At 46.5% G+C, this 24,029-nt stretch carries 25 protein-coding genes and 1 tRNA gene; 5 read left to right on the top strand and 21 right to left on the bottom strand.

The window, feature by feature from the left end:
- Genes P402_RS0107805 through mnhG form a run of 5 tightly spaced genes read left to right on the top strand, consistent with a single transcriptional unit; the run spans position 1 to position 2,947 of the window.
- Entirely contained in the window at positions 1–342 is a 342-nt protein-coding gene (locus P402_RS0107805) for a Na(+)/H(+) antiporter subunit C (protein WP_014970525.1), read from the top strand.
- Positions 335–1,819, top strand: coding sequence for a Na+/H+ antiporter subunit D (locus tag P402_RS0107800; RefSeq protein WP_026828166.1), 1,485 nt, complete (start codon positions 335–337; stop codon positions 1,817–1,819). Before P402_RS0107805 ends, P402_RS0107800 begins: the two co-directional genes overlap by 8 nt.
- Before the next feature lie 3 nt (positions 1,820–1,822).
- Entirely contained in the window at positions 1,823–2,299 is a 477-nt protein-coding gene (locus P402_RS0107795; protein WP_026828165.1) for a Na+/H+ antiporter subunit E, read from the top strand.
- Complete coding sequence (locus tag P402_RS0107790; RefSeq protein ID WP_014970528.1) at positions 2,299–2,583, top strand: Na(+)/H(+) antiporter subunit F1; 285 nt, start codon at positions 2,299–2,301, stop codon at positions 2,581–2,583. Before P402_RS0107795 ends, P402_RS0107790 begins: the two co-directional genes overlap by 1 nt.
- The gene (gene mnhG, locus P402_RS0107785; RefSeq protein ID WP_026828164.1) at positions 2,567–2,947 is read left to right on the top strand and encodes a monovalent cation/H(+) antiporter subunit G; all 381 of its coding nucleotides are present in this window, start codon (positions 2,567–2,569) and stop codon (positions 2,945–2,947) included. Before P402_RS0107790 ends, mnhG begins: the two co-directional genes overlap by 17 nt.
- A 47-nt stretch (positions 2,948–2,994) precedes the next feature.
- Here mnhG and P402_RS0107780 read toward each other — a convergent pair whose 3' ends face one another.
- From P402_RS0107780 to P402_RS0107680, 21 genes are all read right to left on the bottom strand, one after another.
- Positions 2,995–3,441: an RrF2 family transcriptional regulator gene (locus P402_RS0107780; protein WP_026828163.1), complete on the bottom strand. Its 447-nt coding sequence runs from the start codon at positions 3,439–3,441 to the stop codon at positions 2,995–2,997.
- Between the two features lie 194 nt (positions 3,442–3,635).
- Positions 3,636–4,529: a glycerophosphodiester phosphodiesterase gene (locus P402_RS0107775; protein WP_026828162.1), complete on the bottom strand. Its 894-nt coding sequence runs from the start codon at positions 4,527–4,529 to the stop codon at positions 3,636–3,638.
- A 193-nt stretch (positions 4,530–4,722) separates the two neighbouring features.
- Positions 4,723–5,973 (bottom strand): 2-oxoglutarate dehydrogenase complex dihydrolipoyllysine-residue succinyltransferase, encoded by a 1,251-nt coding sequence (gene odhB, locus P402_RS0107770; protein WP_034769862.1) that lies wholly within the window; start codon positions 5,971–5,973, stop codon positions 4,723–4,725.
- A 51-nt stretch (positions 5,974–6,024) separates the two neighbouring features.
- The gene (locus P402_RS0107765; protein WP_034769860.1) at positions 6,025–8,880 is read right to left on the bottom strand and encodes a 2-oxoglutarate dehydrogenase E1 component; all 2,856 of its coding nucleotides are present in this window, start codon (positions 8,878–8,880) and stop codon (positions 6,025–6,027) included.
- Positions 8,881–9,230: 350 nt separating this feature from the next.
- A complete protein-coding gene (locus P402_RS0107760; RefSeq protein ID WP_026828159.1) occupies positions 9,231–9,959 on the bottom strand; it encodes an amino acid ABC transporter ATP-binding protein in 729 nt (242 codons plus the stop codon).
- Positions 9,956–10,600, bottom strand: coding sequence for an amino acid ABC transporter permease (locus P402_RS0107755; RefSeq protein WP_026828158.1), 645 nt, complete (start codon positions 10,598–10,600; stop codon positions 9,956–9,958). Before P402_RS0107755 ends, P402_RS0107760 begins: the two co-directional genes overlap by 4 nt.
- A gap of 36 nt (positions 10,601–10,636) precedes the next feature.
- The gene (locus tag P402_RS0107750) at positions 10,637–11,356 is read right to left on the bottom strand and encodes a transporter substrate-binding domain-containing protein (protein WP_427374459.1); all 720 of its coding nucleotides are present in this window, start codon (positions 11,354–11,356) and stop codon (positions 10,637–10,639) included.
- A gap of 237 nt (positions 11,357–11,593) precedes the next feature.
- Positions 11,594–11,677 (bottom strand) — tRNA-Leu (locus P402_RS0107745).
- Positions 11,678–11,740: 63 nt separating this feature from the next.
- Positions 11,741–12,685, bottom strand: a complete 945-nt coding sequence (locus P402_RS0107740; protein ID WP_026828156.1) for an alpha/beta hydrolase — start codon at positions 12,683–12,685, stop codon at positions 11,741–11,743.
- Positions 12,686–12,708: 23 nt separating this feature from the next.
- On the bottom strand, positions 12,709–13,050 hold the full coding sequence (locus P402_RS0107735; protein ID WP_026828155.1) for a hypothetical protein: 342 nt from the start codon (positions 13,048–13,050) through the stop codon (positions 12,709–12,711).
- A 20-nt stretch (positions 13,051–13,070) separates the two neighbouring features.
- Positions 13,071–14,087 (bottom strand): S66 family peptidase, encoded by a 1,017-nt coding sequence (locus tag P402_RS0107730; protein ID WP_051525131.1) that lies wholly within the window; start codon positions 14,085–14,087, stop codon positions 13,071–13,073.
- Between the two features lie 30 nt (positions 14,088–14,117).
- Complete coding sequence (locus P402_RS0107725) at positions 14,118–14,459, bottom strand: thioredoxin family protein (protein WP_026828153.1); 342 nt, start codon at positions 14,457–14,459, stop codon at positions 14,118–14,120.
- Between the two features lie 166 nt (positions 14,460–14,625).
- Positions 14,626–14,994 (bottom strand): DUF779 domain-containing protein, encoded by a 369-nt coding sequence (locus P402_RS0107720; RefSeq protein WP_026828152.1) that lies wholly within the window; start codon positions 14,992–14,994, stop codon positions 14,626–14,628.
- A gap of 21 nt (positions 14,995–15,015) precedes the next feature.
- Positions 15,016–16,536: an aldehyde dehydrogenase gene (gene adh, locus P402_RS0107715; RefSeq protein WP_026828151.1), complete on the bottom strand. Its 1,521-nt coding sequence runs from the start codon at positions 16,534–16,536 to the stop codon at positions 15,016–15,018.
- Between the two features lie 207 nt (positions 16,537–16,743).
- The gene (locus P402_RS0107710; RefSeq protein ID WP_026828150.1) at positions 16,744–17,265 is read right to left on the bottom strand and encodes a TraR/DksA C4-type zinc finger protein; all 522 of its coding nucleotides are present in this window, start codon (positions 17,263–17,265) and stop codon (positions 16,744–16,746) included.
- Between the two features lie 85 nt (positions 17,266–17,350).
- On the bottom strand, positions 17,351–18,136 hold the full coding sequence (locus P402_RS0107705) for a hypothetical protein (protein ID WP_235188834.1): 786 nt from the start codon (positions 18,134–18,136) through the stop codon (positions 17,351–17,353).
- A gap of 268 nt (positions 18,137–18,404) precedes the next feature.
- On the bottom strand, positions 18,405–19,550 hold the full coding sequence (locus tag P402_RS0107700) for a mannitol-1-phosphate 5-dehydrogenase (RefSeq protein WP_026828148.1): 1,146 nt from the start codon (positions 19,548–19,550) through the stop codon (positions 18,405–18,407).
- Positions 19,551–19,553: 3 nt separating this feature from the next.
- The gene (locus tag P402_RS0107695) at positions 19,554–19,991 is read right to left on the bottom strand and encodes a PTS sugar transporter subunit IIA (protein WP_152538821.1); all 438 of its coding nucleotides are present in this window, start codon (positions 19,989–19,991) and stop codon (positions 19,554–19,556) included.
- Positions 19,992–20,016: 25 nt separating this feature from the next.
- On the bottom strand, positions 20,017–21,450 hold the full coding sequence (locus tag P402_RS0107690) for a PTS mannitol transporter subunit IICB (protein WP_026828146.1): 1,434 nt from the start codon (positions 21,448–21,450) through the stop codon (positions 20,017–20,019).
- Between the two features lie 169 nt (positions 21,451–21,619).
- Positions 21,620–23,656 carry a BglG family transcription antiterminator gene (locus P402_RS0107685; RefSeq protein ID WP_026828145.1) on the bottom strand — a complete coding sequence of 679 codons (2,037 nt, stop codon included), beginning with the start codon at positions 23,654–23,656 and terminating at the stop codon, positions 21,620–21,622.
- Positions 23,649–23,942 (bottom strand): hypothetical protein, encoded by a 294-nt coding sequence (locus P402_RS0107680; protein ID WP_026828144.1) that lies wholly within the window; start codon positions 23,940–23,942, stop codon positions 23,649–23,651. The genes P402_RS0107685 and P402_RS0107680 overlap by 8 nt, the downstream gene beginning before the upstream one ends.
- Positions 23,943–24,029: the final 87 nt, after the last annotated feature.

Here is a 24,029-nt window from a genome sequence, read left to right as displayed (position 1 = left end):
ATGGAAATCATCATGGCGATTGCTGCAGGCATCCTGACGATGTGTGCCGTTTATCTCATTCTTTCAAAAAGTATCTTACGGATCATCATTGGAACCGGCCTACTCAGTCACGCCGCTCATTTGCTCGTCATGACGATGGGCGGTCTGAAGACAGGTGCCGCTCCCGTCATCAAAGACGGTGTCACCCAGTATACGGACCCACTACCGCAAGCACTCGTCTTGACGGCCATCGTCATCAGCTTTGGGGTGACCGCATTTTTCCTCGTACTTGCTTATCGGGCTTATCAGGAACTAGGAACAGATAATCTGGAGGAAATGAAAGGAACCGATACGCATGATTAATTTACCGTTACTACCGCTTTTAATTCCGCTGATTACCGGCGTCATCTTGATGCTGTTTCCGAATCGGCTCCGTCTGCAACGGACCTTTTCGCTCATTTCGACCTTTTTGACCATCGTTGCAGCAGTTTATCTCGTTTACCGTGTCCGCCAAGACGGCATTCTGACCGTCACACTCGGCAGTTGGCCGGCTCCGTTCGGTATCACTCTCGTATCGGATATGTTATCGGCCCTGCTTGTCCTGACGACCAGCTTACTTGTCTTTTTTGTCGTCTGGTATTCGATCTATTATTTGTCGGATCTGCATCAACGGTTTTATTATTACATTGCCGTCCAGTTTTTAGTCGTCGGTGTGAATGGTGCCTTCACGACAGGTGATATTTTCAACATGTTCGTCTTTTTCGAAGTCTTTTTGATTTCGTCTTACGTCCTGATCGTCCTTGGCGGAAAACCGGCTCAATTGCGGGAGTCACTGAAATATTTGCTGATTAACGTCATTTCATCCGCCTTGTTCGTCATGACCGTCGCCTTTTTATACGGGATTATCGGTTCTCTGAGCATGGCCGATATTTCACAAAAAATCACAGACATCAACCAGCCCGGTATCCTCAGTGTCATCGCGGTTCTGTTTTTGATTGTCTTTGGACTAAAGGGAGCCATCTTTCCGTTGTACTTCTGGCTTCCCGGCTCGTACCAAGTGCCTCCGACACCCGTTCTCGCGCTGTTTGGTGCATTACTGACGAAAGTCGGCGTCTACGGTATCTTACGGACATACAGCCTGTTCTTCTCGCATCAGCAAGAGTTCACGCACCAAATTCTCGGTTGGCTTGCACTGGCAACAATCGTCATCGGTGTCATCGGTGCACTGGCGACACGCGACGTGAAACAGATCTTAATCTACAACATCATCGTCGCGGTCGGTGTCATTTTATACGGTGTTTCCGTCATGACCCGTCAGTCACTTGAAGGAGCAGTATTCTACCTGATCCACGACATGTTGATCAAGGCTGCCTTGTTCTTGTTGATCGGCGTCATGATCGGTATTGCCGGATCAAGTCGCCTAAAAGACATGGGCGGAATGATCAAAGACTATCCCTTACTCGGATGGACGTATTTCATCGCTGCGTTGTCACTCGCCGGAATTCCCCCACTCAGCGGTTTCATCGGAAAACTTCTTATCGTCCGGGGCGGTTTTGAAGCCGGGGATTTAGTTGGTCCGTTCATCGTCTTGATTTCAAGCCTGCTCGTGCTCTATTCCGTGATGCAGATTTTCATCCGCGGATTTTGGGGAACACCGAAAACCTACAGTGGTCCGAAACGTCACCTGATGAAACAATTACTTGCACCGGCGCTCGTGTTGGTTGCGATTACCGTTTTGTACGGTGTCGGGACGGAAGCGGTCCGACCGTTCATCGCGCAAGCGGTCGATCCACTTGTCGATCCCTCAATCTATATTCAAGCTGTACTGAAGGAGGATTAATCCATGCCATTTCAGTTATTACTCAACATTTTGCTTGCGTTCCTCTGGATGTTTCTTGCTAACTCCTTCTCGACGTCATCGTTTATCATCGGCTATTTATTAGGTTTGATTGCGATGTTTGCGATGCGGCGGGGTTTCAGCAGCCGGTTTTATCTTGGACCGTTCATCGCCTTGATCCGACTGTTCATTCGCTTTTTATATGAACTTATTGTTGCGAACCTTCAGGTGCTGTCCATCATCCTGAAACCGCGCCTCGACATTAAGCCTGGTATCTTTGCCTATGAAACAGAACTCGAACACAATTGGCAAATCACATTGCTATCGATGCTGATTACCTTGACACCGGGCACATTGGTCGTCGATATTTCGGATGATAACAAGACGTTGTACATTCATGCCTTGCACATGCCGGAGGCGGAGGATGCCGTCGCCTCGATCCGAAACAGTTTTGAGAAAGCCATCTTGGAGGTGAGCCGCTGATGTTAGAGACGATATTATTCATTGCCTTAGGAGGCGTCTTTCTGTCCATGCTCGGTTTATTTTATCGCGTCATCAAAGGACCATCCGTTGCTGACCGGGTCATCGCCCTCGACTCGATTGGCATCAGCTTGATTTCCGTCGTCGGTCTCGTATCCATCATCCTTCGGACAAGTGACTATCTTGAAGTCATTTTATTGATTGGGATTTTGGCCTTCATCGGGACCGTCGCCTTCTCTAAATTCATTGAGAAAGGAGAGATCATCGAACGTGACCGCAATCAGTGATATTTTCGTAGCCGCCTTTGCATTGATCGGGGCGTTCTTCAGCCTTGTGACGGCACTTGGCCTTATCCGCTTGCCTGACCTCTATACGCGTGCCCATGCTGCTTCTAAGAGCGCGACACTCGGTGTCATGAGTATCCTCATCGGTGTCATCATCTATTTCGTCGTAGAAGATGGAGTTTTCTCCTCCCGCGTCCTGCTCGGAATCCTGTTCGTTCTGATTACGGCACCAATCGGCGGACATTTAATTGCCCGTGCCGCATATTACAGTGATGTTCCGCTATGGAAAGGATCCGTTCAAGATGACCTTGCCAAAAACCCGGAACACGTTGCTCCTAAAAAGCGACCCACCCCAAAATTAAAATAAGATCACTTATCCAGTTAGTCGATTAAAAAACGGATGCTACCGTTCACTTAACGTGAAGGGTTCGCATCCGTTTTTGCAAATAACAAATTCATTTCATATGGGTTTTTCAGTAATTCGGCTAATGTATGTTGTTCTAATTCGCGGATGAATGCGCGTAAGGCACGACCGAGAATCCCTTTAAGATGACATTGCGGTTCGATGACACAATGACCGTCTGCCGAAAAACATTCGACGATATCCATCGGCTCCATCTCACGAACGACTTTTCCGATATTGATTTCTTCCGGATCACGAATCAATCGGAGTCCACCTGTCCGTCCACGTGTCGACTCCACGTAACCAAGCTTCGTCAATTGTTGCGTGACTTTCATCAAATGATTGGAAGATATACCGTAATGATTGGCAATGGCCGGCATCGGTGTCACTTCTTCCCGGTGAAGACCTAAATAAATCAGAACTCGGAGTCCATAGTCTGTATATTGAGTGATTCGCATTTCTTTCCTCTCCATTCCCTGTTCATGGAACCAGTTGTAAATCCCATTTCACACTGCTGTTTCATCGTATCATGTTCGATATTAATCGAAAATAAAGGATGTGCTTTTATCAGTATACGTAACGGAGATGGATTTAGATGTCGTTTAAACAAAAAAAGCCAATTTCCTGAATAGGAAACTGACTTTTAAACGATTCATTTCTTTTTCATGTCATGTAATACTTCGTTGAAACGATCCGCATAGTTCGTAAAAACTCCCGTCACTCCATAATCGAGCATCCGTTCCATGTCGACTTTCTCGTTCACCGTGTAGGGGTGAAGCAACAGACCACGTTCCCGAATCATTGCCGTATTTTCGCGCGTCAGTCCTTTAAATGAGGGACCGATTCCGACTGCGTATGTCTGAATTTCGTCAAGTGCCTTAGGCGTGATTGATTGGACTGTTGGTGCTTCCATCAGCTGGACGAGTGGAAAACCTTCATCAAGTGCTTTAACTTTTAATAGACTTGCTTGACTGAACGATTGAATCATGACTTGTCCCGGTTTAACACGGTCACTGGATAAACCATGATCTTTTAATGTTTTCAGTAGTTTTTCTTCCATTCCCGGGTAAACTTCAGGTGATTTTGTTTCAATATAATAGTTCGCATGTTTGCCATATTTATCAAAAATTTCATCGAGCGTTGGAACTTGGAGTCCCTTATATTCAGCCTTCGCATAATCAGGATTCGCTGTATTGAACCAACTCCCCGCATCGAGGCGTTTGATTTCAGCTAATGTCTTGTCTTTGACGGCACCTGTTCCGTTTGTCGTCCGATCGACCGTCTCATCGTGCATCGCAATCAATTGACCGTCCTTCGTCATCTGCAAATCGATTTCGATGTAGTCGGCTTTTAATTTTTTATGGCTCAGTTGATACGCTGTCATCGTATGTTCCGGTGCATACCCGGAAGCACCTCGGTGGGCAATGTTAACGACATGATTTGGGTCGAGTAGATCATGTTTTGCATGTGCCGAAGCGTCGATACTCCCGAAACTAGTTGCGGCTATTGCTCCTGTAAGTACGGTAACGCCAATCTGTTTCATCATGTTGTATTTCCCCCTTAAAAGTAACTTACAGACTGAATCTTACGTGACGACTGTGAAGGAAACATATAGTTGAGGTGAAGAAGTTTTTAGAATCGATGACAGACTTGTAATCAAACGAATCACCAGCTTATCTGAAGAGACGAAAAGAGGCGTTCTCCCTATCGTAGGAAGAACGCCTCTTTATCAAATCGACTTATGCTTCAAAAATCAATGATTCAGGATCTTCGAGCAAATCTTTGATGTGCTTCAAGAACGTCACGGCTTCTTTCCCGTCAACGATCCGGTGATCATATGAAAGCGCGACATACATCATCGGACGATTGGCCATCCGTTCTGCATCAATCGCAACGGGACGAAGATTGATTGCATGCATCCCGAGAATCGCGACCTGTGGTCCGTTCAGGATCGGTGTCGACATCAATGAACCAAACGTTCCGCCGTTTGTAATCGTAAATGTTCCACCTGTCAAATCAGATAGTCCGAGTTTATTATCCCGCGCTTTGACCGCAAGATTGATGATGTCTTTTTCGATTTCACCAAAATTCTTTTTATCGGCGTCACGAACGACAGGTACAACCAGACCGTCTGGTGCGGAAACCGCAATTCCGATATCGTAGAATTTCTTAAGGACGATTTCGTCCCCTTGAATTTCGGCATTCAAATATGGCATCTTTTTCAAAGCGGCGACAGCTGCCTTCGTGAAGAACGACATGAAACCGAGTTTAACTTCATTGTCCTTAACGAATTTTTCTTGACGGCGTTTCCGTAACGACATAACGGCAGACATATCAATTTCATTGAACGTCGTTAACATGGCTGCTGTTTGTTGCACTTCTACTAAACGGTTCGCAATCGTTTTACGGCGACGCGACATTTTAATCCGTTCTTCCGGTTTCCCCGGAGCAGCAGGCGGTGCTGTTTTCGGTGCCGGAGCTTGTGGTGCTTTTGCCTGTTCGCGTGGTGCGACTTCAAATGTCGCGACGTCCTGCACGCGAATGCGACCGAGTGGATCTTGTGTCGCCACCTGTGCTAAATCAATTCCTTTTTCACGTGCCATTTTCCGGGCAGCAGGTGAAGCGATTGGACGATCGGCACGTGACGTAGCTTCTGTTGCTGCGACGGCTGCCGGTTGTTCCTTTTTCGGTTCTTGTGCAACAGGTGCTTCTTTCTGTTCAGGTGCCGGAGCTGCTTCTGTCGGTTGTGTCACTTCTCCACCTGCTGTAATGATCGCAATCGTTTCTCCGACGCGGACTGTATCACCTTCAGCAGCCATTACTTCAGACAGGATTCCGGCTTCGTCTGACGGTACTTCGATGTTGACTTTATCTGTCTCCAGTTCGACGATGGCTTCCCCTTTTTCTACCTGATCGCCTGGTTGTTTTAACCATGATGCGACTGTACCTTCTGTAATCGATTCTGCAAGTTCTGGCACTTTGATTTCCATGTTAATTCGTCCCCCTAAGACTTTTCGTGTTTGACCCCACTTGATTTTAGATTAGACATTTGTTTCGGAAGTAGCCGACGTGCTTGGTTGATCGACTGTCGTTCGTGTCAAGGCTTCTGTTAGAATCCGCGCTTGTTCGACTTTGTGGCCAGTCGGATCACCTTCCGCCGTACTCGAACGTCGACGACGACCGATGTAACGAACAGTTGTAATCCCATTGATGGCAACCGATTCAAGACGTGGTTCGATGTATGTCCAAGCGCCCATGTTTTTCGGTTCTTCCTGAACCCAGACAAATTCACTGACGTTCGGATAACGTTCGAGCAAAGCATTTAACTGCTTAGCCGGGAACGGATAGATTTCTTCAATCCGGACGATGTGTAACCAGTTGAAATCATCGTCTGATTTCGAGACAGCTTCTGCTAAGTCAATCGCGACCTTACCGCTACAGAAGACGATCCGTTCAACTTGTTCCGGTGATTGTCCCAGTCCGTTTTGTTCGACGATTCGTTTGAATGAACCGTCTGTCAGTTCGGATAAATCAGAGGTTGCGAGTGGATGACGGAGTAAGCTTTTCGGCGTCATGACGACAAGCGGACGTACTTCTTCTTTCCCAAGAATCGCAGCTTGACGGCGAAGCAGATGGAAATACTGGGCTGCACTTGAGACATTAGCGACCGTCCAGTTCTTCTCACCTGACAGTGTCAAGAAACGTTCGAGACGGGCACTGGAATGCTCCGGTCCTTGTCCTTCATAACCATGCGGTAACAGCATGACAAGTCCAGATGTCTGTCCCCATTTGGCACGGCTTGCCGAGATGAACTGATCAAAGATGACTTGACCGGAGTTCGCAAAGTCACCGTACTGCGCTTCCCATAAAACAAGTGTTTCCGGTGCAAAGACGTTATAGCCGTATTCGAATCCGAGAACACCCGCTTCTGATAACGGACTGTTGTAAACGGCAAACGATGCTGTTGCTGAAGTCAAGCTGTGCATCGGTGAAAACGATTTGCCTGTCTTCACATCATTCAGATTGATGTTTCGTTGTGCAAACGTCCCCCGCTCCGAATCTTGACCACTGAGTCGAATCGGCGTGCCATCGGAAAGAATCGAAGCAAATGCCAATGTTTCCGCATGACCCCAGTCGATGCCGTTTTTCGTCGTCAACGCATCGGTCCGGCGTTTCAACACTTTTTCAAGTTTATGGAAAACACTGAATCCACTTGGCCATTCGAGCAACTGTTCGTTGTAAGCCGTCAATTTTTCAACTGCGACACCGGTTTCGACGTGAGGAACGCCCTTGAAGACGACATCCGGCATGACTCCACCGTACTCTTTTTCGACATTCGGGACCTTCTCACGAGCCGCTTTCATCATGTCATTGATGTCCGTTTCAATTGTCGTGACATCTTCTTTTGAGACATCCCCTTGTTCAACCAGTTGTTTCGCATATAAGACACGTGCTGAATCATGCTTATGGATTAAATCATAGAGTACAGGGTTGGTATTCATCGGCTCGTCCATCTCGTTATGTCCGAAACGACGGTATCCGATCAAATCAATCAAGACGTCTTTGTTGAATGTCGCCCGGTATTCGCTGGCAAGCAATGCTACGGCTAAACAACTTTCCGGCTCATCTGCATTGACGTGGAAAATCGGAATTTCATACCCTTTCGCCAAATCACTTGAATAACGGGTCGACCGTGAATCCGTCGGTTCCGTCGTAAAGCCGATCGTATTATTGGCAATGATATGAATCGTTCCGCCTGTGTTATATCCTTTCAAATTCGTCAGGTTCAACGTTTCAGCGACGATTCCTTGCCCCGGGAAGGCGGCATCTCCATGAATGAGGATGGCAGCGGCTTTTCCCTGCTCCTGACGAGGTGCCCCTTTTTGCGAACGGTCATCTTGCGCTGCCCGTGTGAATCCTTCAACGACAGGATCGACGAACTCGAGGTGAGACGGGTTGTTGGCAAGCGTCATCCGGACGTTACTCGATTGTTGCTCCATTTTCCGGTTCAACCCTAAATGATATTTCACGTCCCCTGTCCAACCATATGTGATCCCGATCGAACCTTCCGAAGGAACCAAGTCATGGTTTGGCGCGTGTTGGAATTCTGCAAAAATCATTTCATACGGTTTGCCTAAAACGTGCGCTAAGACATTTAATCGTCCCCGATGCGCCATTCCGATGTTAATCGTTTCCGACCCATTCGCAATCAGATGTCCAACGATCGTATCGAGCAATGGGACCATCGCATCGAGTCCTTCAATCGAGAACCGTTTCTGTCCGACATACGTCTTATGGAGGTATTTTTCAAATAATTCCGTCTCAGCCAATCTTTTAAAGAGCTGCTTTTTTTGTTCAATTGATAAACGTGCCGTCAACGCACCTTGTTCAATTTTTTGGCGTAACCATTTCTTTTCTTCCAAATCGTCGACATGTTGGAATTCAACAGCCGCAGCCCCTGTGTACTGGGCTTTTAAATGCTCGATCCCTTCATAGGCATCCGACAGATGTCCCGGTGGCTCCGGACAAACGAGCGTGACCGGCATGCCGCGTAAATCGGCTTCTGTCAATCCGAACTGACGAAGTTCGAGCAGTTCTGTTTCCCGCGGATGATCTTTCAGCGGATAGATGTCAGCCGCAAGGTGACCTTTCGCTCGAATTTGATCCGCTAAGCGACTCGCTGACAAATACTTTTCGAAATCTCCCGTTTCGATCGGTTGCTGAGTCACTGATTCTGCGACCGGAGCACCATTTTGCTCGAAATAGGCCCGTGTTTCTTCATCAACAGAAGAAGCATCTTCTAAAAAGCGTTCATACAATTCAATGATGTATCCAAGGTTTGGTCCATAAAATGTTTCCTGTTCCCGGCTTGCCATGTACGGTTCCCCCCGTTTCATTCATTTCACCCTTTGTACAAAAAATCTGTACTTTTCCAGCTCTCTACCTGTTAGCGCTTTCAAATCGTATGACATAAAAATTCGGTAATTGTCATGTTCCTTCCAGTGCGAACACAACTCTTAACGAAGGCCTGTATGTCAAAAGTGTTTGCCTTAGTTATTATATTACTACTTCTTTTAGGTTAGTGCGTTTCGAATTCCCAATTTCTCAGTCATAAATGTATAAGTTTTTCTTATGACTGTACCCTGTGTTCTTTATGATTGAAACATCTCTAGGCGAAAACTGATGTTTTCATCAAAAAAGAGCAGGAATGACCTTCCTGAAGGTCATTCCTGCTCGATTTCATAAATTACAGGACTTTACTTAAAAAAGACTGGGTCCGTTCGTGTTGTGGAGCATCAAACAATAAACTCGGGATGTTTTCTTCGACGATGAAACCACCGTCCATGAAAAGTACCCGGTCACCAACTTCACGGGCAAATCCCATCTCGTGCGTGACGACAATCATCGTCATTCCTTCAAGTGCCAATTGCTTCATGACGGCAAGAACATCTCCGACCATCTCTGGATCAAGCGCAGAGGTCGGCTCGTCGAACAACATGATTTTTGGATTCATGGCAAGAGCACGGGCAATGGCGACCCGTTGTTTTTGACCACCGGACAGTTCACCCGGATAATTATCCGCTTTTTCGCGCAATCCGACTTTATCCAGCAATTCAAAAGCCCGCTGTTTTGCTTGATTTTTATCTGTTTTCCGGACCTTCATCGGTGCAAGCGTCACGTTCTCGAGCACCGTCTTATGCGGAAACAAGTTGAAGTGCTGAAACACCATCCCGACTTCTTCCCGTACTTTATTGATATCGACTTTCGAATCCGTGATGTCGTGTGTATCGACGATCACGGTCCCTCCTGTAATATCTTCGAGTCGGTTTAAACAGCGGAGAAATGTACTTTTCCCGGACCCTGAAGGACCGATGACACATACCACTTCTTTTTCTTGAATCTCAACCGAAATATCCTTTAACACTTCGTTTGAACCAAATGACTTTTTCAATTGTTTAACTTCAATGATACTCATCGCAGTGTAAACCTCCGTTCCAAGAATTTCCCTAACAATGAAAGGAGATAGATGACGACGAAGTACATCAGACCGACAACCGTCCAAACGATGAACGGCTCAAACGTCGTCGCCTGTTGCACTTGTCCCTGTTGCGTCAAATCCGCAATGCCGATGATCGAGAGTAACGATGTATCTTTTAAGCTGATGATCGATTGATTTGTAATCGTTGGCAACATTCGGCGGAATGCTTGCGGCAAAATGATTTGCGTCATTGTTTGACGTCCCGTCATCCCGAGTGATCGCGAAGCTTCGGTTTGACCTTTATCAATCGATTGAATCCCTGCCCGGATAATTTCAGCGAAATAGGCTCCGGCGTTGATCGCAACTGTCAGAATTCCGGCATACATCCGGTCCATGGACAACCACTCGAGTGAATTGAGTCCAAAATAAATAAAGAACAATTGGACAATAAACGGGGTTCCCCGAATAACATCAATGTAGACGATGGCAATACCGTTTAAAATCTTTAGTGGTGATAAACGCATCAATGCGACGATCAAGCCGATTAAAAATCCGACGATGACCGCGATGATAAAGATATAAAGGGTAATCTGTAACCCTTCGAGGAAAAACGGAAACGCCGTTTTTGCGACTTCCATCAGTGACTCAACTCCCTTGTCATTCGTTCAAATGGCTTATTTCAAATACGTATCGACGATCTTATCGTACTCGCCGCTTTCTTTCAGGTTAGCCAATCCTTTGTTGATTTTTTTCATCAGCTCTTCGTTTTCACCTTTTAAGACGGCGATTCCGTAATTATCACCATTCAAACGGTCTCCGACGAGCTTCAGACCAAGATTTTGTTGTTTGTTCGCATACGAGATGACCGGATAATCTTCAATCAATGCCGCAGCATTTCCGTTTTTGACTTCTTGGAACATCGCTGGACTGTCATTGAATTGCGTAACTGTGATACCGAGTTTATCTGCATTGTCCGTCGCATATTTTGCACCTGTCGTTCCCTTTTTGACAGCTACTTTCTGTCCTTTCAAATCATCGACCGATTTAATTTTATTGTTGTCATCTTTGACGACTAAAATCAATCCGGCTTTGAAGTAAGGATCTGAGAACGTCACGACTTTTTTCCGTTCCGGTGTGATACTCATACCGGCAATTGCAACATCCAACTGGTTCGCTTGAAGAGCTGGAATGATTCCGCTGAAGTCCATTGCTTCAAACTTGATTTTAAACCCTTGATCCTTTGCAATGGCTTTGATGAGATCGATATCGATTCCCTTGTATGTGTCCCCGTCTTTATATTCAAACGGTGGATACGTGACATCGATTCCGACCTTGTACGTCTTGTCCTTCGAGACCTCATCTTGTGATCCGATACTGCACGCACTCAATACCATTAAACAGCTGAGCAGTAAAAATAAAACCGATAAATGCTTTTTCATGTTGTTACTCCTCTCTTGAAGACAAATGCCTTCTCCCTTGTAATTTCCTTAAAATCTTTTCCTTAACACATATTTTATCAGAAAAATTCAAATTTTACGAACAAACTTGTTAAGGTCATGAATCAAAAGTTTTTTTCACAAAAAAATAAGAGCACCCTTCTAGCGAAGAGTACTCCTATTTTCACTTACAAATGCCGCCGAGAGGACTTGAACCTCCACGGTGTTGCCACCACTAGATTCTGAGTCTAGCGCGTCTACCAGTTCCGCCACGACGACTTCTATTTATGTTATTAGAATACTAAATAGCGGTTTTCATGTCAACGGTTTCATACATTTTTTTTACACGCGTTCCATCGGTTCGCCTAAAATCCGCCGGACAAATTTTTCGACGACCGCATCATATGTGTCCGGATCTTCGAAATACGCCATCGCATGGGCGGCATTCGGAATGACGACCAATTCTTTTTCTGTCGGGCAGGCTTGATACAATTCATAGACCATCGAAGTTGGAACGAACGTATCCGCACCGCCGTGTAAAAACAGAATCGGAACTGTCGCCCGCTTCACTTGTTTGAGTGCAGAAGCTTCACTAAAAAAATAACCTGCTTTCATTTTCGTCAAAATGCTGGTCATCGTCAAAAATGGAAAATGTGGCAGACGATACATCCGTTTCATTTGATAGGCAAGGACCGCATTGACCGACGTATAGGCACAATCAGAGATAATTCCTTTGATTTGCGGGGGTAAAACTTCACCACTTGTCATCAGAACGGTCGCGCCCCCCATCGAGACACCATGTAAGAAAATCGCACTTTCTTGTCCAAGACGGGCCACCAGGTACTCGGTCCACCGAAGACAATCCTCCCGGTCATGCCAACCAAACCCAATGTAATTCCCGTCACTTTTTCCATGTCCGCGGTTGTCCGGCATCATGACGTGGAAACCGGCTTGATGATACAGATATGCAAATCCGGCTAAGTCTGTTCCGACTCCACCGTATCCATGCACTAAAATGACGACACGGTCGGATGGAACAAGCGGCGGTAAGTAATGCCCGCGCAACGTTAATCCATCATGCGCCTTTACTTCAATCAGCTCCAGCGGCTGTTCTTTGATCCATGTTTGACCGGGTTGCATCAGGCGGACCATCTCGTCGCTTAGATCACGGTTATTGGATAAAAAGGGTTTTGGGTTGGTCGCAATTGCCATTTCATAAAAATAATAACTCGCCGCGAGCATTCCTGAACCGATTACGCCTAAGCCGATTTTTGTTCGTGTTCGCATTGCTTCCCACTCCTCATCTGCTCTTATAGATCAATTTGTAATTGTGCCGAAGACTCGGCATCTTCTTCTTGTAAAATTTGTTGCCGCAGACGATGTTCGTGTTGGGCCTTTCGGTAAGCAAATTCCTGAACTAATTCTTGTCCCGTGAAGCCTTCATCGACGATGTCCGACAGCAAATCCGTTTCCGTCGTTACCATTTCTAGCGGATTGCGGATAATCAACACCTGACCGACTTGGGCCAGCATCAGTTCATCTTTTAACTGTAACGCATCATAAAATGGTTCGGGTAAGGTCATTCGACGTGTTTCCGGATTGATGTGCACCCGTTTATACGCTGCTAACGATTGAAACTTCCGACTCGCCATATCTGTCCTCCTCTTCTAGATTAATCAAACGTCATGTCTAATCTAGAATCTTTTCCTTGAATCGTGATGGTTGCTGATGCTCCATTGACGAGTGTCATTTGCGGCGGCTGGTGTCCGATGTCTAGATCATAAAACACCGGAATGTCCAACAGTCTTTTAAACGTCTCATAGACATCTAGGATCGAATATTCCTCAACCGTCCGTCCGGCTGCCGTTCGTCCAAACACGATTCCAGATGACTGCGCGAACCAGCCGGCGAGATACATCTGCATCAATGAACGGTGAACGTCGGTAGCACTTGCTTCCGATACTTCGAAGTACCACAGAATCGGTTCTTCGTTCATCTGGTTTACCTGAAACGTGGCCACGTCTCCATACGGTGTCCCGACGAGATGACGAATTGTCTCAAGACATCCGCCAAGCAACCGCCCGGATGCTTGTTTTTGTGTCGGATCCAGTGTTTTCCACTCTGTCGTCGCATCGAGATGATACATATAACGGTCCGGTCGTTCTGAATGGTTCCATTTAGTTTGATACAGATCAGATGTCCACTGTGTGACGGTCCCTCCGGCAGGCGTCGCCAGCACTCGCCGCCAGGCTGTCGTCGTTTCATCCCATTCTTCGCTACGCATGTCAACAAAATTCGGTCCATGGGCTGTCGCGATGCCCGTCTTGACTGTGATGGCAAACAGGACCGTACTAATATCCGAATAGCCAAGCAACCATTTTACCGGGATTCGTCCGAAATCCAAAAACGGTAATACATCAATCGCCCGTTCCCCTCCAAAAGGTGGAAGGATTGCATCGATTTCCGGGTTTTGCAGCATCTCATTCAATTCATCCGCTCGTGTTTGAGCTGGAGCACTTTCCGCCTGATGTTGCGTCCGAACCGTTTGTCCGATCGTAACTGCCATTTGTCGATCCTGCAGACGCAACGTTGCTTCTTCGAGCATTGCATGTAAGTTTTCCGGTACTCCGGAAGACGGGGCCGTCACACCGATTGTTTGACCGGTCCAGCCTAAAAAGGGATAGCGCATGATTGTTTCCTCCTGACGATGTTGGATTTTTCAGTTCATCGATGCCACCAATCGGCTGAGTTGTTCGACTTTCCGGGTAAACGGTTCGATTGGAACGATCCGGGATTCCCGATGTAATTCTTTTCCTTGAACAAAAAACAACAAAGAAGGCGCGGTAAATACAGAAAATTCTCCGACAATTTCCGGGACTGTACTCAAGTCGACATGGCCAGACCGAAATTCGGGATGATTTGCTATAATCGGTTCAATTTGCGGAAACAGCGAGGCACAAACGCCACACCCCGGACTGGAAATATAAATGAAACTCGCCGATTTTTGAAGATAAAAGTCCCTTACGTCTTCAATTGACGTCAACTCTTGAAAGGTTGTCATATTTCACCCTCCTCTTTTTTGTAAAATATCTTTCAATTATAACGTGACGCCGCCTATAAATAAAACGTGACCTCTCTTTCGGCTTGTTACGACAGAAAAAAACACCTTCAGCTCGAATGTTTAAGGGTGATTCCTTAAACATTCGAGCGAGGTGCTATTTACTGATTCATGAGTTGGTTGATGCCGCGAGTTCTGCATATTCTTCAGTCGTGAAAGCGCGAGAACGTGTCAAAAATCGTTTTCCCTCGACACCTTCTAAAGAAAACATTCCGCCTCGACCATTGACGACATCAATGATCAGTTGTGTATGTTTCCAATATTCATACTGATCCTCATGAATATAAAACGGACAACCACCGATTGTACCAATCAATAAATCTTGATCGCCTAAAAATAAATCGCCTTCCGCAAAACACATCGGGGAGCTGCCGTCGCAACATCCACCCGATTGATGAAACATCAACGGTCCGTGTTTTGCTTTCAGCTGTTCAATCAACTCCAAGCCGGCATCGGTCGCAAGTACACGTTCGACCATGTCGCCACATCCTTTCTTCGATTAGAAGAAACCAAGTTTATCCGGGCTGTAACTAACGAGAAGGTTTTTTGTCCGTTGGTAATGGTTGAGCATCATTTTATGGTTTTCACGACCGATTCCTGACATTTTGTAACCGCCGAATGCTGCGTGTGCCGGATACTGGTGGTAACAGTTTGTCCAGACCCGTCCTGCTTCAATCGCCCGTCCGAAACGGTATGCCCGGTTCATATCACGCGTCCAGACCCCTGCACCTAATCCGTACAGTGTGTCATTTGCAATTTGCAGTGCTTCTTCTTCTGTTTTAAACGTCGTGACCGATAGGACAGGACCAAAAATCTCTTCTTGGAAAATTCGCATTTTGTTGTGTCCTTTGAAAATTGTCGGCTGGATATAATAACCATCCGCCAAATCACCGTCAAGGTGATTCCGTTCGCCGCCAATCAGACATTCTGCCCCTTCGGATTTCCCGATTTCAAGATACGATAAGATTTTTTCCATTTGTTCACTAGACGCCTGGGCACCCATCATGACGTCACCATCCAGCGGATTTCCGAGTTTGATGGCTTTGACGCGGTCGAGTACACGTTCCATGAATGGCTCGTAAATCGATTCTTCAATCAAGGCACGTGAAGGACACGTACAAACTTCCCCTTGGTTCAAGGCAAACATCAACAATCCTTCAATTGCTTTATCGAAAAAGGCATCATCGGCATCCATGATGTCGGCAAAGAAGATATTCGGTGATTTCCCGCCGAGCTCGAGTGTAACCGGGATGATATTTTGAGATGCATACTGCATGATGAGCCGTCCTGTCGTCGTCTCACCCGTGAAGGCAATTTTAGCGATCCGTTTGCTCGAGGCGAGCGGTTTTCCGGCTTCGAGTCCAAAACCGTTGACGATATTCAACACACCCGGAGGTAATAAATCTTCAATCAGCTCTGTCAGCAACAGAATACTCGCTGGTGTTTGTTCTGCCGGTTTCAAGACGACACAGTTTCCTGCCGCAAGGGCCGGTGCCAGTTTCCAGACAGCCATCAGAATCGGGAAGTTCCACGGGATGATTTGACCGACGACGCCAAGCGGCTCATGGAAATGATAGGCGACCGTATCGTTGTCGAGTTCCCCGATTGATCCTTCTTGCGCCCGGATGACCCCTGCAAAGTATCGGAAATGATCAATAGCGAGCGGAAGATCGGCATTCAGCGTCTCGCGTACGGCTTTACCGTTTTCGAGTGTTTCCGCATAAGCAAGCATCTCCAGATTCTCTTCCATTCGATTCGCAATCTTGTTTAAGATGTTCGACCGTTCTGCAACCGATGTCTTACCCCACGCGTCTTTAGCCGCATGCGCCGCGTCTAGTGCCAATTCAATATCTTCTTTCCCGGAACGAGCAACTTGACACAGCACTTTCCCGGTAATCGGTGTTACGTTTTCAAAATATTCTCCTCCGACCGGTGCCGTCCACTTTCCGTTAATGAAATTTTCATAACGATCCTTGTACTGTACCTTTGACCCTTGCGTGTTTGGAATCTCATAAATCATCTGATTGTTCCTCCCTCAAATAAAATGGTCAATCGACGAGAAGCTACCTCATGTATCCGCTTTCATTTTACTCCTATCGAAATCTCTTCTCGTTCCTATCGTACCAAATGTTTAGAAAAAGTCAAAATTTTCCGATATTTTTATTTGGAATTTATTACAGTAAAAAACACGTCATCCTGAATTGGATGGACGTGTTGATGATTTGACTTAGCGCGTCGGATCAATGCCGTCTTCTTTGTCTGAAGGTGTGTCCGAGTTTCCGAATTCACCGACTTTACTGAATCCATCGGTTGCACCGTCGATATCTTTGCCGGTTGCCGTGACGGACGGATCGAGAACCGCTTCTTCGCTCGGACGGGACATCGGATCGTTTCCGACCTTTTCTTCTTCTTTTTTTGCATCTTCAATGCATAACAACGTTTCTGGAATGATGTCGAGACGTTCGATTTCAATATCTTTTCCGCATACTTTACATACACCGTACGTTCCATCTTCAATTGCTTTTAACGCTAAATCGACGTCTGATAACATTTCTTCCTGCATATCCGTCATTGCTTGATCACGTTCACGCAAAAACAGCTCGTCTCCTGAATCGCCTGGGTGGTTATCGTAGCTCGACAGTTCACCCGTATCATAATCTACTTCACGATTTTCGATGTTCGTCTCCGTTTTATTTTTTTCTTTCAACAAACGTGTTTTAAATGTCTCAATTTGCTTTTCTGATAACATATCCTTCATCTCCAATTCTTTAGCTTCAGTTTCTTCTCTAAAGGATTTAACCGAAATGAAACCATGTTAAACGTCAAAGACTGTCTTAAGAACATTTATAAGAACGAATCGAACCGTGTAAATCACAGATGACCGTCATGAATTCTTGGCCGTCCTTAAAGCAAATTTGGTGGCTTCTACCGTTTTTAGAAGTCGTAATGTCATCAATCCACAACCGTGTAGCGTCAGCAGACGATAACATCGCCACTTTATCACGAATTAAAAACAAATCAAACGGTAACAGATTCAAGGACTGGATGACTAAACCATACTTCCGGAACAGCGGATCTAGTTGGTAATGCGATAGACTGTATAAACTCTTCTCCATCCCACCGATCAACAATTGAATTGAATGGCATGGTTCCCGGCTGTCAATCCGCTCTTTTTGTAAAATGATTTGACCGTTGACACCAGACCCATCGAAGATGCGCTGCATTTTTTCTTGATCGACACGGAGAGCTCCCGGTTTGACATGCAAGACCAAATGAGCAAATTCGGCATAATCCGGTTTTCCGATTTCGAGCGCTTGAATATGTCTCACTTCTTCTCGTTCAATTAATTCAATCAGTCCGCGTTCCATTGTTTCCGACACATCCCCCTCAGAAGAAAGACGGACATCGATGACGTATTGGTCGACGACCGTGTTGACTTCGAGCGTATACATCAACAAGTGTTGATTCTGTTCCTGTTCAAGTCTCAGACGATTTAACAGCAATTGATGAAGCAGTTCAACCGGTGTATGTGAAGAAAACTGACTGGTATAAATCAAGTGTTTGGCTGTTAAAGAATGATTGGATTTTAATCGTGTGCCTTTTGCCATATATACGTTCACTTTGTAATTTTGCATAATTCCACCTTCTCTTAACTAAGAATCGGATCGGAGAATAGTTCCGTTTCTATAGCGTACATCGCAAAAACCACAAAAAATATTCGATAACGAATATTCTAAATCTGTTATACACAAAGCTACTGATTTATGTTAAAGATTTGGAAATTTCAACAGTAGGCGGAGGTTTATAATGCTTCCGCAGAATTCTCATGTCCTCATACAAGAAAAAACCAGTCTCCGTAAAAACGGGACTGGTTGAAGTCGAACTCGATCATGCAATCGAATCACTCATCGGATGCATCTGTTCATATTGACTGACAATCAATTGACTGAGACGTTCTTCCGCTTCCAGACCAAGATAGGTTGTGACCGTCTGTCGAATTCCATGTTCTTCAATAAAAGTATTTAATTCAGAAGATTCCGAATCATTTGGATCGGAATAGGTTAAGGCGGCTGCAATCCCTTGGGCTAACCCATTCGCTTCGATACCGCGGTCCATTAATTCACGAGCCGGTTTGACCAGGCGGTCGCGTGGTCCGAGTTTACGGATCGGCGAACGGGCAACCCGGACGATTTCATCATGAATCCGAGGATTTTCAAATCGTTTAATGTTTTTCTGGATATATGCACTGTGATCTTTTGGATCAAAGCCGTATTTTTCAAGCAACAGCCAGCCGGTCTCGTATAAAGCAGTCTGTACGCCGCGTCGGACACGGACGTCTTGCAGACTTTCGGCAATCGTCTCTTTTCCAAATAGAGCACCGAGGTATGAAGCGATTGCGTGGCCGGTGTTGACGGTGAATAACTTTCGTTCGATGAACGGTATGATGTCCGCGACGTATGTTACCCCTTCGAACACCGGATAACCGTCCGGTAATGCCTTCGTCTCAATGACCCATTCGAAAAACGGTTCGACTTCGACATATAACGGATCGTCATGGTGTTGTAACGGAACGATCCGGTCGACGGCGGCATTCGGGAAAAAGACGTTGCTCGGTATCATATCGAGATGGTGCATCACTTCTTGCTGCAAATGACTGGATCCCTCAATCATGTTTTCACAAGCGATGACATATACATTTTTCATTGTCCCCCGCCGTTTGATTCCCTCAGCCAGTAATGGAGCGATTTTCGCTAGCAAAGTCGGCCCGACTGCTGTCGTTACAACATCTGCTGTGGCGATCGCTTCAATCACCCGCTCGGCTTCGGTCTGACTATTCAGGGCGGTCACGTTTGATACCTCTTCTACCGCCGCATCTTCTGCCGCATAGCCAACCGTATACGCCCGGCGTGACTTTAACGCTTCGACGACTTCGGCGTTGACGTCAATGAAACAGACATCATAACCCGATTTAACCAGTTGTAAGCCAATGAATCCCCGACCAATGTTTCCTGCTCCAAAATGAATCGCTTTCATGCCTTACACCTCCACAGACAGCAATTGAATCATTTCTTCGGCCGTCTCCGCTTCGACCAACCGTTCGACATTGTCTTCGTCCGAACAGATGATGGCAATGTGCGAAAGCAGTTCAAGGTGTTCGTCGCCGATACCCGCGATACCGATAATCAGCTTCGCCTGTTCTGTTCCGAACGACACGCCGTTCGGAACTTGCAGAATCGATAATCCCGTTTTCAGGACTTCTTCTTTTGCCTCTTCCGTGCCATGCGGAATTGCGACATGGTTTCCGATATAAACCGTCGACAACCGGTGCCGGGTTTTCATCGATTCGATATAGTTCGGACGGACGTAGCCGTGATTGACAAGTAACGCTCCAGCTGCTTCAATCGCTTCCTCATCTGTACTAAAATGTTGATTTAGTAAAACCATCTCTTTTTCTAGTTTCATCGCTGTTGCCATCATTCATCCACTCCTGTCTATTTTTTTAAGAAATTTTATTTCGTGCAGTTTCGATTTCATGAACCAGTTGATCATAGTAACCCGCATTCAAGAAGTTTTCGACGGAACGGTGTTCGGCTTGCGGCACTTGTTCCTTCGCCCGTTGCGTCAAATCCTGGTGCGTAATGATGAACTCGGCATCTTTCGGAAGTTGACTGATTGACGTGTTCGTCACTTTGATCGGCAGTCCGGCTTTATTGATTTTGTTACGTAAGACGGATGCGCCCATCGCACTCGATCCCATTCCGGCATCGCAGGCAAAAATGATGTGTTCTACTTCTGCTAACGAAGTGGCCGATTCAGCAGAGACGAGCGAGGAAGCAATTGAATTCTTGCCTTTCATCGCGCTGACATTAGCCGTCGCTTCTTCAAGTGATGTTTCTTTTGCTTTGCTTGTTTTCAGTAAGACTGCTGATACGACGAATGTCACCGATGCGGAAATTAGGATTCCGGCAACGAGTCCGATATATGAACCGCGGGATGCCATCGCGAGGACCGCAATGATGCTTCCCGGTGAAGCAGGTGCGACAAGACCGACATCAAATAAGACGAATGTTAGGATACCGCTCATTCCTCCGGCAATCATCGCGAGCAAGAGGACGGGTTTCATCAATACATACGGGAAGTAAATTTCATGAATCCCGCCGATGAATTGGATGAATGCTGCCCCTGGAGCCGTCTTTTTCGCTGCTCCGGAACCGAAGACCGAATATGCAAGTAACAAACCGAAACCAGGACCTGGATTGGCTTCGAGTAAAAACAGAACCGATTTTCCGGCTTCACTGACTTGATCCAACCCGAGCGGACTTAAAATCCCGTGGTTGATTGCATTGTTCAGGAACAAGATTTTAGCCGGTTCAATGAACAGACTGGCGAGCGGTAACAGGTGTGCACTGACAATGGCTCCGACTGCCGCTGCCATGATATCGTCCAGTCCTGTCATCAGTGGTCCGAACAGTTTAAATCCGCCGATCATCAACAAACCGCCGATAATCCCGACCGAGAAGTTGTTGACGAGCATCTCAAGACCCGGTTTGATTTTCCCTTCAATCAGCTGATCAAATTTCTTAATCGTAAATCCACCAAGTGGTCCCATGACCATTGCGCCAAGGAACATCGGGATTTCGGTTCCGACGATGACGCCCATCGTCGCCAGTGCCCCGACGACTCCTCCCCGGACATCATGCATCAATTTCCCGCCGGTAAATCCAATCAGCAGCGGTAACAGATACGTGATCGTCGGACCGACTAATTCTGCCAGACTTTTATTCGGTGCCCACCCGGTTGGAATGAATAACGCCGTAATGATTCCCCAGGCGATGAATGCGCCGATGTTTGGCATGACCATCCCGCTGAGGAAACTTCCGAACCGTTGAACCTGGACACGCAATCCGCGCTTTCCTGCTTGTGTTGTTGTCATTGGTGTACCCTCCATTTCGTTTGCATCGTATGATAAGTGCTTTGCTATGCCCTTATTGTATGCGCTTTGGAAACGCTTACTCAATCTTTCCTAGTTCACGTTTTGGCAGCCTTCTTGGACAAGACTAAAAGAACCATCCGTATCAACGAATGGTTCTTCCGATTTGCGGTCACAATGAAAAATCAATCGTTTGCTCGATCGTCTCCAATTCTCTTTCAATGACTTTCCGGAACGTCCGGTTCAAGACCTGCTCGAGTTGATGGACATCCCCGTACTCGAATTGGTGGGTTTGCGCATCATTTTCAATGATGGCGCCACTAATCGAACTCAGTAGTTGCAACAGCTGATCCGTCGCTTCTTCCGGTGCTGCCAGAACTAAAATCCGTTCGACCGGTTGAATCGCTTGATCCATCCCGAGCAGCTCAACCGGTTGCTCGAGCTCATAGATGAAGAATCCTCCCCGGTGAATGGAATGATCGCGGCCGTGGAACAAGGCCAGTCGTGTTCCTGGAATCCCGAGTCCGGACATTTCATGACGTCGTAACAGTTGCGCCGACAACTGAACGGCCGATGAGGTCACGTTTTTATCGACCAGTCCGTTGCTGATTTCGAGGAGAATTTCTTCTAACCCTTCTGTCTGTGCGGAAATCGTTTCAATGGAAAAGGCGTCACTTAATTGCCTTGCCGTCTTGACCAATTCTTCCAATCGGGACAAATCCAGCCAGCCTGATGACTCCTTACGGGGAGCGGATTGAAAGGATTTAGGTAAGGAAACGAGCAATTTCCGGATTCGATCAACCTCTTCCTTTGGCAGTAAGGGGTTCACGAGCAGATGCGGTTGACTAATATCCGGTAACGGCACCGTCGATAACACGAAATCGTAATCCTTCAACTGGAGACGGCCGATTCCAAAGAGGGACGAACTTTCGACTTGCTCCAGTTCAGTAAATTCTTGCCGTAACCGGTTCATCAATAATTTAGATGACCCCAGTCCCGCCGAACAGACGACAAGAACACGATAGGGCGTTTTCGGTAACGGTTTACTTAAAACGGCACCAAAATGCATCACCCAGAACGCTAAGTCATAATCCGCAAACGTTTGATCGTTGAAGACGAATTCAGCCGCTTGTTTGACAGCATCAAACAAACGAGGATACTCCCGTTCGATTTGTTTAATGACATAGGACGGGTTAACGATGTTTTGTTTCGTATATGACATGATGTGGCTGACTAAACCGTGTTCGAGTGCCTGGTCTTCCATAAATGCTTCTCCATACAATAAAGAGACTTGTTCGATGAGTCGTTTGACACGTAATCGAATGACCAACTCTTCGCTGGTCTCCAGCTGATCTTGTTGAAAATTCCGTAATTCCTCAGAAATCCACTGCCGCTCGGCAATCGATAAGGCATACGGCAACCGTCGTTGAAGCGTATCGACATGATGCAGGACTTCGAGCGGATAAGCTTTCAGTTCATAGACCATCGGAAACTGGTCCATCCGGATTGCTTGAACCGCTAAACTCAGCGCCGCCCGCATCAGAAGGCGATCACTGATATCCTGTTGTTTCGTCAAAGGAGCAATGACGGCATACGATTGATTAATCGCCTCAATCCACTCCCTCTGTTGGGTATGAAGTAAATGAGGCAGTTGATCGATATGCCCCTGAAGAAAGCGATAAAAGGACAAAACATCCCATTGGGTGAAAATCAACGATACCATCAGCCGTCGTTTGCTGATTTCTTCACCGATGACTTCCGCTCCTAATCCTTTTTTACGTTTTAACTCCAGCGCATACTGACAAAACCATTCATCAATCCGTTCCAAATCTTGACTGATGGTACTCGGAGCGATGTACATGGCATGTGCCAAAGCCTGCAGTTTGATCATTCCTTGCTCTTGTAAGAGGCGATATGCGAGTTCAACCTGCCGATCTTCCGCCGAAGGTAACTGGCGATGCGATAACAGTAACGCTTCACGAAGTTCCCGCTTATGCCCCTCATCGCCACTCAACTGTAAGCCCCGTCCCCGGACGTAAATCATTTCTAGTCGGAACGGCGCTACTGTTTGTCCGAGCCGCTCACGTTCCCGTTGAATCGTTCGTTCCGAGGTTTCGAGTGCCTCTGCGATTTCCTGAATTTGAACCGGTTCTGATTTCGTCAGTAAATAAAATAAGATTTCCCGCTCACGGGCCGTAAAATCAGTCACTTTGCATCAACTCGTTTCTAATGGTGTCAATTAAATCATCATAGGACGCCGCTGCCAACAGATGATCGACGGCAAATACCCGACACGCGGAATCCAGTTGGAGATGGGATACGATTTGTCGGGGTCCGATTAAAAAATTGGTACCCCTCGGAATTTCTTTCGCCCGGCACGTCTCGACAGTCACGTGCAGCCGTTCTTTTTGTAATCGATCCCGTAAGACTTTTGCCCCCATGACACTGCTGACCAACCCTGATTCGCAGACAAAAATAATATTGATTGCATCCATCCTGATCACTCCTCCTCTTTCATCCTAGCTGAAAGCGCTTCTAAATGGGTAGAAGATAAACCGGTTTATCGATTTTCTTTTTTTTAG

This window comes from Exiguobacterium sibiricum 7-3 (genome assembly GCF_000620865.1).
Lineage (GTDB): Bacteria > Bacillota > Bacilli > Exiguobacteriales > Exiguobacteriaceae > Exiguobacterium_A > Exiguobacterium_A sibiricum_A.
This window is presented reverse-complemented; position numbering and strand designations above follow the sequence as displayed.

What these genes read in the sequence shown, in the direction of transcription:
- P402_RS0107805 (WP_014970525.1), top strand. Translation starts at nt 1, where the DNA reads ATGGAAATCATCATGGCGATTGCTGCAGGCATCCTGACGATGTGTGCC.
- P402_RS0107800 (WP_026828166.1), top strand. Translation starts at nt 335, where the DNA reads ATGATTAATTTACCGTTACTACCGCTTTTAATTCCGCTGATTACCGGC.
- P402_RS0107795 (WP_026828165.1), top strand. Translation starts at nt 1,823, where the DNA reads ATGCCATTTCAGTTATTACTCAACATTTTGCTTGCGTTCCTCTGGATG.
- P402_RS0107790 (WP_014970528.1), top strand. Translation starts at nt 2,299, where the DNA reads ATGTTAGAGACGATATTATTCATTGCCTTAGGAGGCGTCTTTCTGTCC.
- P402_RS0107780 (WP_026828163.1), bottom strand. Translation starts at nt 3,441, where the DNA reads ATGCGAATCACTCAATATACAGACTATGGACTCCGAGTTCTGATTTAT.
- P402_RS0107775 (WP_026828162.1), bottom strand. Translation starts at nt 4,529, where the DNA reads ATGATGAAACAGATTGGCGTTACCGTACTTACAGGAGCAATAGCCGCA.
- odhB (WP_034769862.1), bottom strand. Translation starts at nt 5,973, where the DNA reads ATGGAAATCAAAGTGCCAGAACTTGCAGAATCGATTACAGAAGGTACA.
- P402_RS0107765 (WP_034769860.1), bottom strand. Translation starts at nt 8,880, where the DNA reads ATGAAACGGGGGGAACCGTACATGGCAAGCCGGGAACAGGAAACATTT.
- P402_RS0107760 (WP_026828159.1), bottom strand. Translation starts at nt 9,959, where the DNA reads ATGAGTATCATTGAAGTTAAACAATTGAAAAAGTCATTTGGTTCAAAC.
- P402_RS0107755 (WP_026828158.1), bottom strand. Translation starts at nt 10,600, where the DNA reads ATGGAAGTCGCAAAAACGGCGTTTCCGTTTTTCCTCGAAGGGTTACAG.
- P402_RS0107750 (WP_427374459.1), bottom strand. Translation starts at nt 11,356, where the DNA reads ATGGTATTGAGTGCGTGCAGTATCGGATCACAAGATGAGGTCTCGAAG.
- P402_RS0107740 (WP_026828156.1), bottom strand. Translation starts at nt 12,685, where the DNA reads ATGCGAACACGAACAAAAATCGGCTTAGGCGTAATCGGTTCAGGAATG.
- P402_RS0107735 (WP_026828155.1), bottom strand. Translation starts at nt 13,050, where the DNA reads ATGGCGAGTCGGAAGTTTCAATCGTTAGCAGCGTATAAACGGGTGCAC.
- P402_RS0107730 (WP_051525131.1), bottom strand. Translation starts at nt 14,087, where the DNA reads ATGCGCTATCCCTTTTTAGGCTGGACCGGTCAAACAATCGGTGTGACG.
- P402_RS0107725 (WP_026828153.1), bottom strand. Translation starts at nt 14,459, where the DNA reads ATGACAACCTTTCAAGAGTTGACGTCAATTGAAGACGTAAGGGACTTT.
- P402_RS0107720 (WP_026828152.1), bottom strand. Translation starts at nt 14,994, where the DNA reads ATGGTCGAACGTGTACTTGCGACCGATGCCGGCTTGGAGTTGATTGAA.
- adh (WP_026828151.1), bottom strand. Translation starts at nt 16,536, where the DNA reads ATGATTTATGAGATTCCAAACACGCAAGGGTCAAAGGTACAGTACAAG.
- P402_RS0107710 (WP_026828150.1), bottom strand. Translation starts at nt 17,265, where the DNA reads ATGTTATCAGAAAAGCAAATTGAGACATTTAAAACACGTTTGTTGAAA.
- P402_RS0107700 (WP_026828148.1), bottom strand. Translation starts at nt 19,550, where the DNA reads ATGAAAGCGATTCATTTTGGAGCAGGAAACATTGGTCGGGGATTCATT.
- P402_RS0107695 (WP_152538821.1), bottom strand. Translation starts at nt 19,991, where the DNA reads ATGGCAACAGCGATGAAACTAGAAAAAGAGATGGTTTTACTAAATCAA.
- P402_RS0107690 (WP_026828146.1), bottom strand. Translation starts at nt 21,450, where the DNA reads ATGACAACAACACAAGCAGGAAAGCGCGGATTGCGTGTCCAGGTTCAA.
- P402_RS0107680 (WP_026828144.1), bottom strand. Translation starts at nt 23,942, where the DNA reads ATGGATGCAATCAATATTATTTTTGTCTGCGAATCAGGGTTGGTCAGC.